This window comes from Vibrio sp. AND4 (assembly GCF_000171815.1).
Taxonomy (GTDB): domain Bacteria; phylum Pseudomonadota; class Gammaproteobacteria; order Enterobacterales; family Vibrionaceae; genus Vibrio.
In genome coordinates this window covers 350,752-367,711 of sequence record NZ_ABGR01000003.1, presented here as the reverse complement: position 1 = coordinate 367,711, position 16,960 = coordinate 350,752, and the positions used below count along the sequence as shown (strand labels likewise).

The 16,960-nt window shown below is 45.4% G+C and carries 17 protein-coding genes and 1 pseudogene; 10 read left to right on the top strand and 8 right to left on the bottom strand.

The genetic code is table 11. The features are described from left to right. Positions 1-73: 73 nt before the first annotated feature. Positions 74-940, bottom strand: coding sequence for a hypothetical protein (locus tag AND4_RS06790; protein ID WP_009842199.1), 867 nt, complete (start codon positions 938-940; stop codon positions 74-76). A gap of 268 nt (positions 941-1,208) precedes the next feature. Here AND4_RS06790 and AND4_RS06785 point away from each other — a divergent pair, with 268 nt between their 5' ends. Genes AND4_RS06785 through AND4_RS06775 form a run of 3 tightly spaced genes read left to right on the top strand, consistent with a single transcriptional unit; the run spans position 1,209 to position 3,264 of the window. Beyond that, on the top strand, positions 1,209-1,580 hold the full coding sequence (locus AND4_RS06785; protein ID WP_009842198.1) for a GntR family transcriptional regulator: 372 nt from the start codon (positions 1,209-1,211) through the stop codon (positions 1,578-1,580). Then, entirely contained in the window at positions 1,577-2,437 is an 861-nt protein-coding gene (locus AND4_RS06780; protein WP_009842197.1) for an ABC transporter ATP-binding protein, read from the top strand. The genes AND4_RS06785 and AND4_RS06780 overlap by 4 nt, the downstream gene beginning before the upstream one ends. Next, entirely contained in the window at positions 2,434-3,264 is an 831-nt protein-coding gene (locus AND4_RS06775; protein WP_009842196.1) for a membrane protein, read from the top strand. Before AND4_RS06780 ends, AND4_RS06775 begins: the two co-directional genes overlap by 4 nt. Before the next feature lie 90 nt (positions 3,265-3,354). Here the strand turns inward: AND4_RS06775 and AND4_RS06770 are convergent, their stop codons facing one another. Then, the gene (locus tag AND4_RS06770; RefSeq protein WP_009842195.1) at positions 3,355-4,716 is read right to left on the bottom strand and encodes a tetratricopeptide repeat protein; all 1,362 of its coding nucleotides are present in this window, start codon (positions 4,714-4,716) and stop codon (positions 3,355-3,357) included. Positions 4,717-4,790: 74 nt separating this feature from the next. Beyond that, positions 4,791-5,360, bottom strand: coding sequence for a TetR/AcrR family transcriptional regulator (locus AND4_RS06765; RefSeq protein WP_009842194.1), 570 nt, complete (start codon positions 5,358-5,360; stop codon positions 4,791-4,793). 136 nt (positions 5,361-5,496) lie between these two features. On the opposite strand from AND4_RS06765, the gene AND4_RS06760 reads away from it, so the two are divergent. Then, positions 5,497-6,594, top strand: a complete 1,098-nt coding sequence (locus AND4_RS06760; RefSeq protein ID WP_009842193.1) for an FAD-dependent oxidoreductase — start codon at positions 5,497-5,499, stop codon at positions 6,592-6,594. Positions 6,595-6,755: 161 nt separating this feature from the next. Continuing rightward, positions 6,756-7,274, top strand: coding sequence for an RNA methyltransferase (locus AND4_RS06755; protein ID WP_009842192.1), 519 nt, complete (start codon positions 6,756-6,758; stop codon positions 7,272-7,274). 138 nt (positions 7,275-7,412) lie between these two features. Here AND4_RS06755 and AND4_RS06750 read toward each other — a convergent pair whose 3' ends face one another. After that, positions 7,413-8,183, bottom strand: a complete 771-nt coding sequence (locus tag AND4_RS06750; protein WP_009842191.1) for an SDR family oxidoreductase — start codon at positions 8,181-8,183, stop codon at positions 7,413-7,415. Between the two features lie 277 nt (positions 8,184-8,460). Then, the gene (gene gltS, locus AND4_RS06745) at positions 8,461-9,696 is read right to left on the bottom strand and encodes a sodium/glutamate symporter (protein ID WP_009842190.1); all 1,236 of its coding nucleotides are present in this window, start codon (positions 9,694-9,696) and stop codon (positions 8,461-8,463) included. Between the two features lie 726 nt (positions 9,697-10,422). Between gltS and AND4_RS06740 the strand changes: the two genes are divergently transcribed. The 4 genes from AND4_RS06740 to rodA all read left to right on the top strand — a co-directional run bounded on the left by AND4_RS06740 (position 10,423) and on the right by rodA (position 14,610). Beyond that, positions 10,423-10,809: a DUF393 domain-containing protein gene (locus tag AND4_RS06740; RefSeq protein ID WP_009842189.1), complete on the top strand. Its 387-nt coding sequence runs from the start codon at positions 10,423-10,425 to the stop codon at positions 10,807-10,809. 171 nt (positions 10,810-10,980) lie between these two features. Continuing rightward, positions 10,981-12,642 (top strand): methyl-accepting chemotaxis protein, encoded by a 1,662-nt coding sequence (locus AND4_RS06735; protein WP_009842188.1) that lies wholly within the window; start codon positions 10,981-10,983, stop codon positions 12,640-12,642. A 117-nt stretch (positions 12,643-12,759) separates the two neighbouring features. Beyond that, positions 12,760-13,254 (top strand): peptidylprolyl isomerase, encoded by a 495-nt coding sequence (locus AND4_RS06730; protein ID WP_043991511.1) that lies wholly within the window; start codon positions 12,760-12,762, stop codon positions 13,252-13,254. 273 nt (positions 13,255-13,527) lie between these two features. Then, a complete protein-coding gene (gene rodA / locus AND4_RS06725) occupies positions 13,528-14,610 on the top strand; it encodes a rod shape-determining protein RodA (RefSeq protein WP_009842186.1) in 1,083 nt (360 codons plus the stop codon). A gap of 87 nt (positions 14,611-14,697) precedes the next feature. Here the strand turns inward: rodA and AND4_RS19445 are convergent. Then, positions 14,698-14,877 (bottom strand): annotated as a pseudogene (locus tag AND4_RS19445) (YebC/PmpR family DNA-binding transcriptional regulator); the annotation flags it as partial. Positions 14,878-15,285: 408 nt separating this feature from the next. On the opposite strand from AND4_RS19445, the gene AND4_RS06720 reads away from it, so the two are divergent. Next, the gene (locus AND4_RS06720; RefSeq protein WP_144017043.1) at positions 15,286-15,627 is read left to right on the top strand and encodes a hypothetical protein; all 342 of its coding nucleotides are present in this window, start codon (positions 15,286-15,288) and stop codon (positions 15,625-15,627) included. A 196-nt stretch (positions 15,628-15,823) separates the two neighbouring features. On the opposite strand, the gene AND4_RS06715 is transcribed toward AND4_RS06720, so the two are convergent. Further along, on the bottom strand, positions 15,824-16,540 hold the full coding sequence (locus AND4_RS06715) for a YebC/PmpR family DNA-binding transcriptional regulator (protein WP_009842183.1): 717 nt from the start codon (positions 16,538-16,540) through the stop codon (positions 15,824-15,826). A 135-nt stretch (positions 16,541-16,675) separates the two neighbouring features. Beyond that, positions 16,676-16,885 (bottom strand): DUF3283 family protein, encoded by a 210-nt coding sequence (locus AND4_RS06710; RefSeq protein WP_009842182.1) that lies wholly within the window; start codon positions 16,883-16,885, stop codon positions 16,676-16,678. Between the last annotated feature and the right edge of the window lie 75 nt (positions 16,886-16,960).

The following is a 16,960-nucleotide window of genomic DNA, read 5'->3' as shown; positions in this document are numbered from 1 at the left end:
GTGAGTCATCACGAGTTTTTTCGTTTTTAGAGACAGGAAGGTTTAGGAATTCAAACAACCGCTAGCGAGGCATTTAATAAGCTTGAATACCGAACTGGCGCAGACGTTTTGGTAAGATCTCATCGAGCTTTTCTAACTCACTCAATTCGACTTCAATCAGGTTAAAGTTATGCTGCTCATACACCGCACGAATTTTCTCTCGCTCCGCTGTTAACATCTCACCCGAGTCACTACCCCAAAACTGCAAATAGACTTTACCAGCAGGCAGGTAGAAGTCACTTGTGACGTCTTGGTCGATCGGCAACTGACGCTCGTAAGCGTGTACCACGCCAGCCAAATATAGCCAGTTATCGATCAACAGTTCTCCTTTAGAACGAACATAATGCCCGTCCAAAGTGCGGTGCTTGGCTTCAAACTTCTGCCGGAAACTGGAAAACGACTTATCAGTGGAATGAGAATCGGCATCTTGTCCCAAAAACTCGATGACAGACTGCTTGAGGCGCTTATTACGCAGTACGACGTCATGCCATACAACAAAGGTATTCTGCGACTCTTTATCCGTTCTCTGCTGCCCACCAGCGCGGATTCCAGCTTCAGTTAGACTCCAACCGTCCTCAGATTTAAAGATCCAACCTAATTCGCTCAGCAGTTGGTTCATCCGTTTGGCATTAAGCTCTAGCTTCTCGCCAAGTTGAGTCGCGCTGTAGGTTTTGCCAGAAGTAGCAGCAAGTTCGATGTGTAAATTGGTCGGCCATACGATGAACTTTCCAAATTTTGGGTGATCGACATACTCACCACCGAACTTGGCCCCCTCTTCAGTCAAAACCCATTTCTCGTCTTGGCGAACGATGTAGCCAGCACGTTTCAAGTCGGCAAACAGCAGCTTGGCTTCTATCTGACGCATTTTTGCCAGCGCAGACGTCGATATTTTTTCAGACACGATTCATGCCTCCTACTACTGTTTGAAACGGGGTAAGGGATTGGATATTAACGTATTAAACTGGTTGCTTGAAGTAAGAACAGATCAAATTTGTATGCGGTTGCGTGCAAACTTTGCGTGAAACTCTGATGTAAACGTTAATGGATGCAAACGTTAATGAAAGCCCACTAGCAAAAGCGATTGAGAACATGACGTAAATGGCGCTTTCTATCCAAACCTTATAGTGTTATACATATATATAACACCAACTCAGCCAAGGGAACCAATCATGACGCATTGGCATGATCACCAACCGATTTTCCGTCAGTTGGCTGACCAGATCACCCAGCAAATCTTGCAAGGCATCTGGCAAGAGGGCGAAGCTTTGCCTTCGGTACGCAGTGTCTCTGCAGATATGAAGATCAACCACCTGACAGTCATGAAGGGCTATCAGTTATTGGTTGATGAAGGATTGGTTGAAAAGAAACGTGGGCAAGGCATGTTTGTCGCCCAAGGTGCAAAAAAACAGCTGCTTGCTGATGAAAAAGCCCGCTTCCTTGAACAACAAATTCCGCAGATTGCCGACACACTACAACGTCTGGATATGTCTCTTGATGAATTTATCCAACAAATCCAAACACATATTGAAGGTGACCAATGAGCGCATTAGTCAGTGTAAAACACGTCTCCAAGCAATATCGTCAGCAGGGTGAAGCGCTGCATGACGTGAGCTTTGATCTACAAGCGGGTCAAGTGCTTGGCTTGCTAGGTCATAACGGTGCGGGTAAATCGACTCTCATTAACGCCCTACTCGGTGCGCACGAATATCAGGGTACTATACGTATCAACGGCTTTGAGCCAATCATGCAACGCGAAAAAATCATGCAGAGCTTGTCTTACATCTCGGATGTGAACGTTCTGCCCAACTGGATGACGGTGACTCAATTGCTCGATTACACCGAGGGCGTGCACCCAGGTTTTAATCGCAGCAAAGCCGATAGCCTGCTTCGTCAAACCAACATCAAGCCACGTTCACGTATCAAATCCTTATCGAAAGGCATGAAGGTACAGTTGCATTTAGCCGTCGTCATCGCGACCAACACACAGATTCTGATTCTGGACGAGCCGACGCTTGGCTTAGATTTAGTCTATCGCGATACCTTCTACCGTCATTTGCTGGAATGGTTCCACGATGGCGAGCGTGTGCTGATCATAGCGAGCCATGAAGTGTCGGAAATCGAACACCTGCTGACGGACGTGCTGATCCTTAAACACGGTCGTTCTGTCCTGCAAACCTCAATGGACAGCATCAGCGAAGATTACTTCATTCTCGATGCCAGTGATGAATATCGCACGCAAATCGAAGCGCTAAAACCACTGTCATCGCAAAAAGGCTTAGGCACCACTAAATGGTTGCTGTCATCTCAATACGCAAAGCAAGTTAATGGGCTGGGTGATGTGTATGGTGTCAAGCTTGCGGATCTGTTTTTGGCATTGCAGAAGGAAGCAGCACAATGAAATCAATCATCGCAATGTTGCGTAAAGAGTGGCTAGAGAACCCATTGGTTACGCGCGTGCCATTATTTATGTTTGCCTGTGGTGTGCTGCTGTTCGTCAGCTTGATGAGTAGCTCGACACTGCAACACAATATGTTCTTCCAAATGAGCTTGGGCGGCGATGTCAGTGACATCCACAAAGAGCTCGGCGATGACGTCAACATGCTGATCACCGGTGGCATTGGCTTGCTTTCAATCCTGCTTGGCACTCAATACTTCCCGAGGACGCTGCGTAAAGAGCGCTCAGAGGGCAGTATCATGTTTTGGCGCAGCATGCCTGTCAGTGACGTGAAAACCCACCTAGTAAAGCTGACGTTTGGTTTATTAGTGATTCCATTAGTGTGTTCGGTATTGGTTTTCGCTTCCGACTTTATGCTGTGGATGTTGAATGTTTCAACGGACCACCAGCTGGCGTTATTGTATCGCCAAGCATCGTTAGGCTATGTACTGCTGAACTGGATTGAGTTCTTACTTCGAATGGTGGTCGCTGGCGTGTTGTTATTGCCGCTCGCACTAACTGCAATGGCAATCTCACAAAAAGTAAACTCACCGCTGTTGGTGATCTTGATTGGTATTTACGCACTGCGCTGGATGCCGATTGCAATGTTCAACTTCTATGGTCTGGATGAGTTCTTCTCAGCAATTTTCTATCTACCACTGCACGCGGTTCTTGCACCGAATCCGTTCAGCGCGATTCCAGATGCAGGTTGGATGAACGTTGGGGTTTACGCCTTCATCGGTGTGCTTGCTTGGACGGCTAGCATCAAGTTCAGCCGTACTGTGAACTAACAAGCAAAACAAACCCATCAAAAGCGAGGTACTTTCCTCGCTTTTTTATTTCCGACCCCATTTTATTGCCGCACCCAGGCAGCATTTGCGCTAAACCACTTTGACTAAGCTAGGCAGCAGAGCGTCGATGTTTTTCACTTCATCGAACTGAGCCAGCTTTTGCTTTATCTGCTCTGAGGGCAATTTTTGTGCCCTTGCAATATAGCGATTTTTCAACAAACACACCACATGTTCCCATTGCTGCAAATGTGCATGAGCCATAAGCAAGTATTGTAAAATCACATCTTGCTGCGCGTGACTCCCTCCGAGCTTACTGTGCACATCTCTCGCCTGATCGAACAACTCAATGCAATGACGGTAGTTCGAGCTGTGGTACGCCTTGATGGCCTGCATCAACTTGCTGCCGGTCATAAACTCCACTTCCTGAGTTTGTAATGGCGAACTGATAATTTGCGCTATATTGGCATCTAACTGGTCATGATGATCGGTTTTCGCTAACACCATGGCATTATGAATTTCGGTAAACATGATGGTGCTGTCGGCCGAAATCTCTAGTGCTCCGGCACTCAATCGATGCCAACGCTCTCCGACATCAGCCCCCATAAACTCCAAGCGAGCCAGCAACGAAGCTGCGTTTTGAATATCAAGGTATATCGATGACTCTGCAGGATAGATGTGCTGATCAAACAAAGCCAAGGCGCGCTCAATGTTTCCTTGTTCAAGATGAAATAACGCCAGGTGCCACCAAAGATGACCTCGAAAGGCATTGTGATTCGCAAATGTACTCGCATGACCTTGCAAGAACTCGATGCCCTCTTTCGCCTCGCCTTGCATCTCAAAAATATGAGCCATCGTATGCTTGGCGATTAGGTCTTGATGGTTCAACCCTAACGTTTGGCGCGCAAATGCTTCGGCCAATTCATATTCCCCCGCCTCTTCGAGTGCAAAGGCATGAGCGGCGGCAAACATCCAATACCCAGGCACCTGCTCATCCCAGTAGGGTAAAACTTGCAAAGAAACGTGCAGTGCTCGCTGCTTTTGACCAAACCAAAATGCTTGTCCGGTAAATTGGCGATACGCAATAATATCCAAAGGCCAAAGGCTCAAAATATGCTGCCACGTATCCAAAGCTGCCTTTAAATTATTCTGACTCCACTGCTTAAGCGCATGCAGGTGCAGCGCTTCACGTTTGCTGGCCGATGGTACGAACTTATCCAATTGCGTAGCCATTTTAGCCACGATGGGTAAAGTTGAACGACGCCCATCACTCGCATGGCTGTACGCCTTAAAAATCCATCCCATCATAAAGTCCGGATAGAGCTGTAGCAGTTGTTCAAGATCGCTCATTGCACTTGGAAGAAAAGTCAATGTGTCTTCGAGGATCTGTTCGAATTGATCTGCGCCTGCGGCATCGATGCCGTTCATCTCTAGCGATCTTATATCGTCAATCATTAAATACCTACTAATAGATAGTTACTATATCTAAAATACTACCCGCACTTGTCGCGGGCAGTATTATGGAAATATTAGCGCTTAAGTAATGCGAGGCAACTTGCCTTCACGCTGCGAATATAATCCGCATCTTTGAACTGAGAAAGCAGCATACTGCCTTCCAGTGCCACAAAAATCAGCCTCGCAGCTTGTGATGAGTCCATTGGCAAATCAAATTCTCCGCTGTCCACGCCTTGATCGATGATTTTTTGTAACCATTGTTCATTCGTTTGCACAAAGCGCGACAACAACCCTTCTAAACCATCGGCCAGAGAGTAAAAGTCAGAGGCATACATACCACACAAACACAGCTTATCTTGCTCACGTACTCCTATAAATAGGTCAGCCAGTGCTGCGACTTTTTCCTCAGCATTGCTCGATTGACTGTCGATTTGAATGAGTACCAATTCATAGTTGGCAAGATAACGCTCAAACACCGTTTCGGCCAAATCCTGCTTGGTTTTGAAATGGTAGTGAATGCTCGCGGTCTTAATACCCAGCTCATTTTGGATATCACGAAAGCTAAAACCATTAAAGCCTCGGCTTTGGATGTAGCTTTCAGCAAGGTCAGCAATCTTTGCAGCCGTCGGGCTAAGTTCTCTCATGTGGCTTCCACCTTCAACATTTTTGCAGAAGATAACACGCTCTTGGGTAGCTGTCTACCTACTGATAGGTATTGTCTCATCTTCAAAAAAGATTTAATCTACCTACCAGTAGATAATTAAACATTAAAGGCAAATCATGAAATACGATTTTATTATTGTCGGAGGCGGCTTGAGCGGTCTCTACACTGCAGCTTACCTAGAGAAAACAGGACATAACTACTTGCTACTTGAAGCGAGAAGCAGACTCGGCGGGCGAATTCTTTCCTCCGCGAGTTTAGCGGCAAACAGTCAAAGTGACCAATTTGATCTCGGCCCATCTTGGTTTTGGCCTAGCATGAATCAAAGAGTTATGAGACTTGTCGACAACCTGTCACTACCGATAGTGGAACAATACGAAACGGGCGATATGCTTATCGAACAAGCCGGGCATGCCGGTATTCGTCAAGTTTCGAGTCAATTCTTCTCTTCTCCTCAGTCCATGAGGGTATCGGGTGGCATGGCGCAATTAGTGGCGGGAGTGGTGAAGTTGCTCAACTCGGAAAACATCAAATATGAACATCAAGTGAAGGCGGTGACTCATACTGAAGGTCGAGGATATACCGTCGATGTTGTCCACCAGGCAGAGCTCCTGTCCCTGGAGAGTGAAAACATCATCTTTGCACTCCCTCACCGCTTGATTGCTAATAACATCCGCTTTACGCCAGCCCTTCCATCAAAGGCACTACATTCGCTGGAAAAAACGCCGACATGGATGGCCGCTCACGCGAAATTCTTCGCCATTTATGACCAACCTTTTTGGCGTGAAAACGGACTGTCCGGTCATGCAAGCAGTCAAGTTGGTCCATTGGTGGAAATTCATGATGCCAGTACTGAAAATGGCCATGCCGCCCTGTTCGGTTTTATCGGTTACGATGCTCAAGCTCGCACCCAGTTAGGTGCTACCGAATTGAAAACCATGGCAGTTGAGCAACTAGCAAGACTCTTTGGTCCTGAGGCGTATAACGTCACGGAAGTGAAACTGCTGGACTGGTCAAAAGAGACATATACCGCGGTCGAAAAAGATCACACCATGCCTACTCATCATCCTCGTTATGGGCTCTACACCTCACTGGAGCAATTGAGTCACCAAGGCATGTACTTTGCGGGAACAGAGTCGGCAAAGGAGTTTGGCGGGTTTATTGAGGGCGCATTAGAAGCAGCAGAGTGTGTGATAGAACAACTCTCGGCTCGTTAAATTGCTCTAATTATTCAATCTTGGTGAGGTAGCCGCTCCCTCACCTCTACTTCTCTTCTACTCGCATATTGTATTAGAACTTCCGCTGCGTTAAGTCCATAATCACACGTTCAACGAGCATTACGCTCTTATCTTGACAACAATTAAGTAGAACAAAAGTAATGACAGCACAGTCAACGGTCATTCTTGGACTGTATAACCCAAAAGATCCAACCAATGTGGGCGCGGTGATGCGCGCGGCAGGTTGTTATGACGCAACACAAGTTCGCTATAACGGCGCTCGCTATAATCGTGCAGTAAAACTGCGAACCGATACCAAGAACACGCACGAACGTATCGAGTTAGTCGAAATGGACGATCTCACCGCTCAACTTACTCAAGACGTAAAAGTCGTGTGTGTTGAATTGGCCGTCGGTGCGACGGCGTTGCCCCTTTTTACCCACCCAGAAAACGCAGTGTATATCTTTGGCCCAGAAGATGGTTCACTGCCGCAAGAGGTTGTCGATAAAGCGGACCACGTGGTGTATATCCCTACTAATGGTTGCATGAACTTGGCGGCAACGGTCAATGTTGTCTTGTATGATCGCCTAGCGAAAAACCTTGGCACGATTGACGACCATCAACAGGTGATTACCAACCGAGATAACAAGAATCGATTAAAGGTCAAAGACTGTGTGTGAGCACAATGATTTGCACTCGGTAGCGCTCAATAAAAAAGAGCCCATATCGAATTATAGGCTCCAAGCAGTGAAAAAGTGGGCGTGATTTTTGATGAATGTTTCAGTTATGCAACATATTGGAGCCTCCTTTGTGATGTTTTAGTTACGGCCTGCCATTACGCCGCCGTCGACGTCAAGCACGGTACCAGTGACCCAAGATGATTTGTCTGATAGCAAGTACTCAATCGCGTCAGCCACATCTTCTGTTGAACCGATACGACCGATTGGGTGGAAGTCATTGAAGCCTTGTAGTGCTGATTCGATTTCCTCTTCCGCGATAAATGACTTGTAAATCGTCGACATCACAACAGCTGGTGCTACAGCATTTACGCGTACGCCGTGATCACCAAGTTCGATTGCTAGGTTTTTCGTCAGAGCATGAAGACCCGCTTTTTGCATTGAGTACGCTGATGATGGCGTTGCTTTAATTGCTTGGTGAGCCCACATAGAGCCGATATTGACTATCGCACCGCCACCGTGTTCTTTCATGTTTTTCGCCACGGCCTGAGTGATGAAGAAAAACGCGCGGTTCATGTCTAGTTGAAGGTCGTAATCACGCTCTGAATGGTCAAGGAAATCAACTGGCTTAAAGAATCCCGCAGCATTCACTAAGTAACCAATATGACGTTTTTCAGCATTTAACTGTTCGATAAACCCCTTAACTGCGCTTGGGTCATATAAATCCACTTGAGCCGTTTCTACCTGACCTTGGGTCACAGCCTCTAAGTCCAACTTTGCTTGGGCGAGGTTATTTTTATCATGAGAGAGAATCATGACAGGCACACCCGCTTGCAGAAGTCGTTCTGCTGTTGCTTTACCCATACCTGATGAACCGCCTACGATAAGTGCAATTGAAGATGTGTTGAACATAATATGTTTCCTTTAATTAATCTACCTATTGGTTGGTAGGTTATATTTTCATAAAAAAAGGAGGGGGTTGGAACCCAGCTCCTCATCAGTGATTGTTACTCTAAGGTCATATTATTTTTACGTCAACCACCTTATCTACCTACTGGTAGGTAAGGTGGTGTATTTCTTTATTATTCAATGCTTTAATATATAAATATTTTTCAATCCGATCGATTCATCAATAAATACAAAAAAGGCCACAGATAAACTGTGGCCTCCATAAGTCATTTTTACCAATCTATCCAAGGAACGAAATGTAGCCTTGTAGAATGATTAAGTTCACGATGTCGATGAAGAACGCACCAACGATCGGTACAACCATGAATGCTTGTGGCGATGGGCCAAAACGGTTAACGATTGACCCCATGTTCATCACCGCGGTTGGGGTTGCACCCAAACCGAAACCACAATGGCCACCAGAGATAACCGCAGCATCATAGTTACTGCCCATAACCTTGAACGTAACATAATAAGTGAAAATAGCGAGCACCACCGACTGCACGCCTAGAATGACCAAAAATGGGATCGCCAAGTCGAAGATATTCCAAAGTTTCAAACTCATCAATGCCATTGCCAGGAATAGAGAGAGTGATACCGTGCCCAACATATCGACCGTTTCTGTATCCAGCTTACGAACTTTGGTGACTTCCAAGAAGTTAGTAATGATCACACCGATGAATAACGCGTAAACGAAATCAGGAATCATAAGCCATTGGATGTCTAACGTGCTCACCCATTGTTCTACGTACTTAGCTCCTGTCACACAGATCAACAAGAAAAAGAGTTTCTCTACCACTTTTTTTGCGGTCACTTTATCCTCTTCGTACTCGTTGTACGTGACCAACTCTGGGAATTTCTCATGGGTTTTCGCATCTCGTCCGCCAGGACCATACTCAGATTCGATGTTGTTCTTTTCGACCAGACGCTGCGCAACCGGACTACCGATAATACCACCGATGATCAAACCGAATGTCGCTGATGCCATCGCGATTTCCAACACGTTGTTTAAACCGTAAACGTCTTGGAAAGTTTGTGACCACGCTGCGCCTGTACCGTGACCGCCTGACAGAGTAATTGAACCTGCAATAAGCCCCATCAGTGGATCCAATCCCAATGCTGCCGCCATTGAAACACCGATACCATTTTGAATAATAATGTAGAACGACGCGACAGCTAAGAAGATGAAAACCTTCGCCCCACCTTTCATTAACTGTGTATAGTTTGCAGCCAAACCAACGGTAGCGAAAAACATCAGCATGAATGTGTTTTGCAACGGTAAATCGAACTGTAAATCGACGCCGTTAAAATGAAGAGCAGTGATGATGCAGGCGACGATTAGGCCTCCTACAATCGGCTCAGGTATGTTGAATTTCTTTAAGATCGGCAACTTAGCATTTATGAAATGCCCCAGGAAAAGCACACTGATCGCGACCAAAAAAGACTCCAGTGCACCTACAGATATTAAATGATTCATATCGCCTCTTATTATTATACTCTTCATCCTCCGTAATGATGAGTGTTAGTTTAACCTTCGCTCAATAGCAAATTATCTCACTATATTTTTCAAAAATACTCAAAAGGTTGTATAAAATGCGCCCTAGGCTAGTTTGAGGGGCGGTCGTCAAGCGATGTTCTAATTTACGCGCCATTCGCAAGCCCTAAAATGTAAAAAGAGCCGATTAAGCTCCCTCTTATCCTCTACATAAGCAGACATAAATGAATGCCAGCAGGAACTGGATATCGTTTTGTGAGTATTTATCAGATAACACTTTCTGGACCACTGTCGGGCTCCATTACTTACACAGAAAGTGTACATCACTATCGAACAAAGCTCCTTTCCATTATAACGAATAGAACACCGAACTGGCGCTCTCACTCCAATCCTAGCTCAAAAGCTCTGATTCATTATGTTTGCAATGAGCTGAATCCCGGAAGATTCTCAAGCTTGCAACAGGAGTTTTCGTTACAACGAAGCAAGATTATAACATATCGCTGAAAATTCTCCTCATTTCAATGCCATTCGCCACTTTTATACTTACAACAAATGTATACATCACTCAACATAACCACAATAAATAAAAATGCGGAGCACCTCAAGTTTGGCTTGATCCATAATATTTGGCGGCATAACCTGCAAAGTGATGAACTAAAGGAAAAATGATCGCGTAAGAGAGTAAAAAAGCAGACAGCGGAACTAAACATGACCAAACTCACCGTGTTTTACGATGGCACCTGCCCTTTGTGCGCGAAAGAGATGCAAGCACTAAAGTTGCGTGATACGAAACAGCAAATCAAAACCATCGACATCTACAGCGACACATTTTCTGGTTACCCACAGATAGATGCAGAGCAAGCCAATACAATTTTGCATGCCCTAAACGAGAGAGGTGAAGTCCTGCTCGGGCTAGATGTTACTCATCGAGCGTGGCAACTGGTCGGCCGCGGTTGGCTATACGCTCCGCTGCGTTGGCGCATAGTCAAACCTCTTGCCGACTGGCTTTATCTTAAATTCGCCAAGAATCGATATCGCATATCCTATTGGCTAACGGGCATTTCACGTTGCAATAGCCGTTCTTGTTCACGTTAAATGTGATCCTGCTTTGAAATGCTACGACCTTAGTCTAGATTTATAAACTACCTGTATTTCTGATCGCGCATCTCGGTTAATCTCTAAGTACAACAACAAGGACTAACACATTTATCGAGCAAATTTAATGATTTGCTCTGTTTTATAATGCGCCGAGATAAGGACGTCACTATGAACCTGACGATCAGAAAAAGACTATATATCCTATCAATCATTCCCATTTTAACCATGGCAATAGGGATGATGTGGTTCACCTATCTAAAAACCACCGCCTACAATCAGCAAGAAATTGAGCAGACTCGAAGCCAAATGATGTCAATGAAAAAGGCCGAGCTCAAAAACTATGTCCAGTTGGCGCGCTCCGCTATTGAGCCGCTAATCGCACAAAACGCGTCGTTTGAAGAAGCATTACCCATCTTACAGCAGCTTGAGTTTGGTCAGACCGGTTACATTTTTGGCTACGATTCAAAAGGCGTTCGTGTCGTGACTGGGAAAAACACCAAAGGCGTCGGCAAGAACTTCTTTAATTTGCAGGATAAACAAGGCAATTACCTGATTCAGGATTTACTTAAAAATGCCAAGACTGGTGAGTTCACTACGTATTACTTCCCAAAACTCGGCCAAACTAAAGCATTGCCGAAACTGAGCTACTCAGTCTTTATCCCGGAGTGGGATGTAATATTGGGTACAGGTTTTTACACTGATGATATCGACGCTATCGCAGCAAATATGGAAGATGCGGCGCACCAAGCACTGAACACCACCCTGACGGCAATCACTTTGTTCTGTTTTTTAATTACTGCTGTCGTGGCGATCTTCGCCGTATTTGTTAATCGCAGCATCATGAGGCCTATTGAGCAGTTTGATGTATCGATTCACTCTTTCGCACAGGGTGACGCAGACTTAACCGCCCGCATGAACAAATCCAGCGTTCCAGAATTCGCCCAGCTTAGCCGTAATTTCAATACCTTTGTCGAGAGCCTACAAAGCATCATCAAAAACGTCAGCTTCGTCGGTCAAGAAGTTGTATCAGAAACCAACCACATGTCGCAGCGCGCTTCGCAGGTGGATAAGCTCGCTTCTGGTCAACGTGAAGAAACCGAGCAAGTCGCCGCTGCAATGACAGAAATGACCGCCACGGCACACGAAATTTCAAGCAATGCAAATCAAGCCGCGCAATCAGCTAAAGACGCCGACGAAAGTTCGCAACAAGCGAAGCAAATAGTTGATTCTGCAGCGAACTCTGTTGAAGCTCTTGCTCTAGAGGTTTCAGAAGCCAGTACAGTAATTTCTCGTTTAGAGAGTGATGTACAAAACATTTCTTCTTCGCTAGAGGTGATTCAAGACATTGCAGAGCAAACTAACTTACTCGCACTGAACGCGGCTATCGAAGCGGCGCGTGCAGGTGATCAAGGTCGGGGGTTTGCCGTCGTTGCCGACGAGGTTCGCAAGTTGGCCAGCCGCACACAGGACAGCACAGGCGAGATCCATCAGATGATTGAGCAATTGAAGTCCGGTTCAGATGCCGCGGTGAAAGCGATGGGGTCAAGCCAAGCGCGTGGTGAAGCCACGGTGGAAGAAGCTCGCGCCGCCTCCTCTGCGCTGCAGGAGATCCAAGCCGCGATTGCTAACATCATGGACATGAACACACTGATCGCTACGGCAACCGAAGAGCAAAGCCAAGTTGGGCAAGAAATTTCACAACGCATTGAGGTGATCTCTCAACAAAGTAGTGAATCAGCGCATCTGGCAAATCAAAACCGAGCAGGCAGTGGTAACCTCAACCACAAAGCCAACGAACTTTACAACTTGGTTGGTCGCTTTACAGTTTAAAGGCCTCCTAGCAAAATCTTCTTTCAAACAGCGACGCCAAAACGTCGCTGTTTTTGTTTCTGTTAAGCTGAAATAACGCTATCCTGAAGCTAATTAGTCCCTCCAAGAGCAAACAACATGATAATAATGACCACCAATTTCGGTGACATAGAAATTGAGCTGAACTTAGACCGAGCGCCAGTTAGCTCAAAGAACTTCAAAAGATATTGTGAGGATGGCTTCTATAACGGCACCATTTTCCACCGCGTTATCGACGGCTTTATGATCCAAGGTGGTGGTCACACCGAAGACATGGCAGAAAAGCCAACGCGAGCACCGATCGCTAATGAAGCAAACCGTGGTCTAAAGAACACCATTGGCACTATCGCAATGGCGCGTACCGATGCACCGCACTCTGCAACGGCACAGTTCTTCATTAACTTGGCAGACAACGATTTCCTAGACCACACCGCAACCACCAATCTGGGATGGGGTTACGCGGTGTTTGGTAAAGTGACTGCGGGTATGGATGTCGTAAATCGCATCGCGAAAGTGAACACGACCTCTAAGCTTGGTCACGATGACGTGCCATGCGATCCCATCATTATCGAGAAAGTGACAATCCTCGAATAAGCACAGGATACACCCTCTCTGCATTGCGCTGCCTATAAAAACCCCCACTTCAACCCTACAAAAAGTGTGGCGAAAAATCTCAACCTAGTGTATTGATCCATTCCTCGACTTTTCAGGTCGGCTTACCAATAACAGGCAGCGTCGCGCACTCCTCTCTGCACGACTTTGTATAGTGTCTGCTATTTCCAAATTAGCTCCTTAATCGGAATAGTTTGAGCTCGTAGAGCTCTGGTTGTTTTTGCCCCGCATTGGGGCGCTTTTAGGTTGTAGAAGATGAACAAGCATTTCTTCCCTAGGATTGATTTGCCACTGCTGATGGCGATCATTCCTATCATGCTATTGAGCTCGCTCACTCTTTGGAGTGCCAGTGGGTTCAATCAAGCGATGCTCTTTAAGCACCTCGCTCGATGCGGTTTAACATTGATCTGTATTTTGGTCATGTCATCGATCCCTGCGTCCAGTTATCAACGTTCTGCGCCGTATTTATACCTAGTGGCGGTTTCCCTGTTAGCGGCAGTCGCCTTGTTTGGCGATAGTACCAATGGCTCACAACGCTGGCTTGATATCGGCTTCTTTCGCTTTCAGCCCTCAGAGCTGATCAAGCTCTCCATTCCCATAATCATCGCGTGGATGCTGCATATTGAAGGTGGACGGCCAGGTATTCGCAAAATCACCCTCTGCTTACTGGTTACTCTCATTCCTGCAGGCTTAATTGCTTTACAACCGGACTTGGATGGCGCAATTTTCACCGTGATTTACGCGTTGTTTGTACTCTTCTTTGCAGGCATGAGCTGGAAGATAATCAGCGGTTTTCTGGCCAGTATTCTGACATTGATCCCCATCTTGTGGTTCTTTGTGATGGAAACGTATCAAAAAAGCCGTGTAACACAATTCTTGCACCCAGAATCGGACCCACTGGGCTCAGGCTACCAAATCATTCAATCATTGATTGCAATTGGCTCTGGCGGTATGAAAGGAAAAGGTTGGACGAACGCCACTCAAGGCACGTTAGGCTTTATTCCGGAAAGTCATACCGACTTTATTTTCTCAACCTATGCAGAGGAATGGGGCTTTATTGGTTGTGTGGGGCTACTGACACTGTATTTGTTTATTACGGCGCGTGTCATGCTGCTCGCATGCCAATCCGAGCATTTCTTCAGTCGCTTGGTAAGCGGCACGTTAGCAATGAGCTTCTTCCTTTACGCCTTTATCAACACTGGTATGGTAAGTGGCTTGTTGCCCGTAATGGGCAGCCCGCTGCCGTTCTTCAGCTACGGCGGTACGGCAATGCTGACTCAAGGCATCTGTTTTGGTGTGATCATGTCGCTGTGTTACTCCAAGTATCGCCATACTTAAGTATCCAAGGCGACATAATTCAAAATGTTACAAATACGATCAAAAAAGGCTTCCCGAAGGAAGCCTTTTTTACAACTGGAAACCGAATTACAGTTCGCCGTTGTGGTATACCTGCTGAACATCGTCACAGTCATCGAGAAGGTCTAGGAACTTCTGGAATTTCTCTGCGTCTTCACCCGCTACTGACGTGTGAGTTTGCGGAACAAATGTGATTTCTTCAACGTCGATCGTCAAATCTGGAAATGCACCGCTAAGCGCCGTTTTTGTTTATTTCAACAGAAATGGAAAGTTTTGTTACTGGCTACAGACCCAATTTTCCCAGCAACTATTGATTTTAGGTCGACCTATAGTGGAGCCCACTCTGCCATTGGTTTTACTGTAATACTCATCGTTAAAATTCATAAAGACACCTCATTGGCTTTTACCGCCGTTGTAATTACATTGCCATCTAATCTTTTAATCATTCAGTAGGTATCTTAGCTTATGGTTCATCTAATACTGCGATATATGTGTATTCAGTTTCATTTCAGAAAAATTAGTTAAGCAATTAAAAAGAAAGATTTTTTATTATTTTGTGATGCGTATTATTCTGCTGGCAGATTATCCTTTACCATTTTAAAAGGAACGACTACCTTATGCATCTAATTTTATAAAGGATATTATATGAGGTTTTTTGTGAAGAAATTTGCCATCGCTTTAACATCAGTGTTTGCAGGTTCAGTTTTCGCAGGTTCCTATCAATTGGGAACGATCACAGAGTTTGTTGCTGAAAAAGACAGAGTCACTTTTCAACTTAATACTGATTACGGGGAAGATATTCGCGCAGAAGGCTGTGATGGTGAGAAATTAAACTTTTCCATTGATTTAACGAATCTTGGAGCTCAATATATGTTTAATCTTGTTAAATATGCAAGAGAGAATATGCTACATATTGGAGTTAACGGTGATGGTTACTGTTGGGGTAACGGTGAGTTTGAAAATGCTGACTCGATTGCCGTTAGAGAACCACTGACTTAAACTTCCCCCGCTTTTTAGGGTCAGCTACGGCGGTACGGCAATGCTGACTCAAGGCATCTGTTTTGGTGTGATCATGTCGCTGTGTTACTCCAAGTATCGCCATACTTAAGTATCCAAGGCGACATAATTCAAAATGTTACAAATACGATCAAAAAAGGCTTCCCGAAGGAAGCCTTTTTTACAACTGGAAACCGAATTACAGTTCGCCGTTGTGGTATACCTGCTGAACATCGTCACAGTCATCGAGAAGGTCTAGGAACTTCTGGAATTTCTCTGCGTCTTCACCCGCTACTGGCGTGTGAGTTTGCGGAACAAATGTGATTTCTTCAACGTCGATCGTCAGATCTGGAAATGCACCGTTAAGCGCCGTTTTTGTTTTGAAGAACTCAGTGTGAGGTGCGAATACTGTGATAACGCCATCTTCAAGCTCAACGTCTGTCACGTCCACATCTTCCATCATTAGCGTTTCTAGAATGACTTCATCATCATCACCTTTGAACTGGAATACTGCTTGGTGATCGAACATATGAGAAACAGAACCTTCAACACCAATTTTCGCACCTACTTTAACAAAGCATTGGCGAACGTCTTGGAAAGTACGGTTACCGTTATCTGTTAGACAGTCTACGATCACACTTGTACCGCCAGGGCCGAAGCCTTCGTAACGTGCTGGAGTGTAATCTTCACCTCCGCCACCGTTGGCTTTATCGATCGCTTTATCGATAACGTGTGCAGGAACTTGGTCTTTTTTCGCTTTTGCGATCAGGTGCTTCAAAGACAAATTCATGTCAGGATCACCACCACCGTTTTTTGCACACATGTAAATTTCTTTACCGTATTTGGAATAAACTTTAATTTTTGCGCCTGCAGTTTTCGCCATAGAGGCTTTGCGCACTTCAAAACTTCTTCCCATCGGGATGTCTCTCTAAATTCAAATTTAATGCGGAGGATTTTAGCAAAGAGTGACATGTTTTACCTTGCACTCTGCAAAGGAATGGGGAGGAAACCTCATTCGATGCTGTGGTTTACACCAGAGCCACGTTTCGCCTTAAACGACACCCATCACTCGTTTGTACTTATCGACCGCCTGTTGAAAAAATGCTTTCTCGTCAGTGTCGTTAATCTTAGACAGCTGTTCTGCTATCACCTCTGGGCCCGACTTCGCTTCTTTAAGCTTCCAAACCAAAAACGACGCTTGTTTATCAAGTTCGATTTTGTTTTTCTCGTCTGGCGGTAACAAGGATAGATTAAACGACATTCACAGCCTCAAGGTACTTTGATAAATACTAGCCGTGAACTATAGCACATAGATTTGGCTTTTAAGAAGTGAAAC

Coding starts and splice junctions, on each gene's coding strand:
- gltS (WP_009842190.1), bottom strand. CDS start 9,696: ATGAATCATTTAATATCTGTAGGTGCACTGGAGTCTTTTTTGGTCGCG.
- AND4_RS06780 (WP_009842197.1), top strand. CDS start 1,577: ATGAGCGCATTAGTCAGTGTAAAACACGTCTCCAAGCAATATCGTCAG.
- AND4_RS06735 (WP_009842188.1), top strand. CDS start 10,981: ATGAACCTGACGATCAGAAAAAGACTATATATCCTATCAATCATTCCC.
- AND4_RS06740 (WP_009842189.1), top strand. CDS start 10,423: ATGACCAAACTCACCGTGTTTTACGATGGCACCTGCCCTTTGTGCGCG.
- AND4_RS06785 (WP_009842198.1), top strand. CDS start 1,209: ATGACGCATTGGCATGATCACCAACCGATTTTCCGTCAGTTGGCTGAC.
- AND4_RS06765 (WP_009842194.1), bottom strand. CDS start 5,360: ATGAGAGAACTTAGCCCGACGGCTGCAAAGATTGCTGACCTTGCTGAA.
- AND4_RS06775 (WP_009842196.1), top strand. CDS start 2,434: ATGAAATCAATCATCGCAATGTTGCGTAAAGAGTGGCTAGAGAACCCA.
- AND4_RS06710 (WP_009842182.1), bottom strand. CDS start 16,885: ATGTCGTTTAATCTATCCTTGTTACCGCCAGACGAGAAAAACAAAATC.
- AND4_RS06755 (WP_009842192.1), top strand. CDS start 6,756: ATGACAGCACAGTCAACGGTCATTCTTGGACTGTATAACCCAAAAGAT.
- rodA (WP_009842186.1), top strand. CDS start 13,528: ATGAACAAGCATTTCTTCCCTAGGATTGATTTGCCACTGCTGATGGCG.
- AND4_RS06715 (WP_009842183.1), bottom strand. CDS start 16,540: ATGGGAAGAAGTTTTGAAGTGCGCAAAGCCTCTATGGCGAAAACTGCA.
- AND4_RS06760 (WP_009842193.1), top strand. CDS start 5,497: ATGAAATACGATTTTATTATTGTCGGAGGCGGCTTGAGCGGTCTCTAC.
- AND4_RS06770 (WP_009842195.1), bottom strand. CDS start 4,716: ATGATTGACGATATAAGATCGCTAGAGATGAACGGCATCGATGCCGCA.
- AND4_RS06750 (WP_009842191.1), bottom strand. CDS start 8,183: ATGTTCAACACATCTTCAATTGCACTTATCGTAGGCGGTTCATCAGGT.
- AND4_RS06730 (WP_043991511.1), top strand. CDS start 12,760: ATGATAATAATGACCACCAATTTCGGTGACATAGAAATTGAGCTGAAC.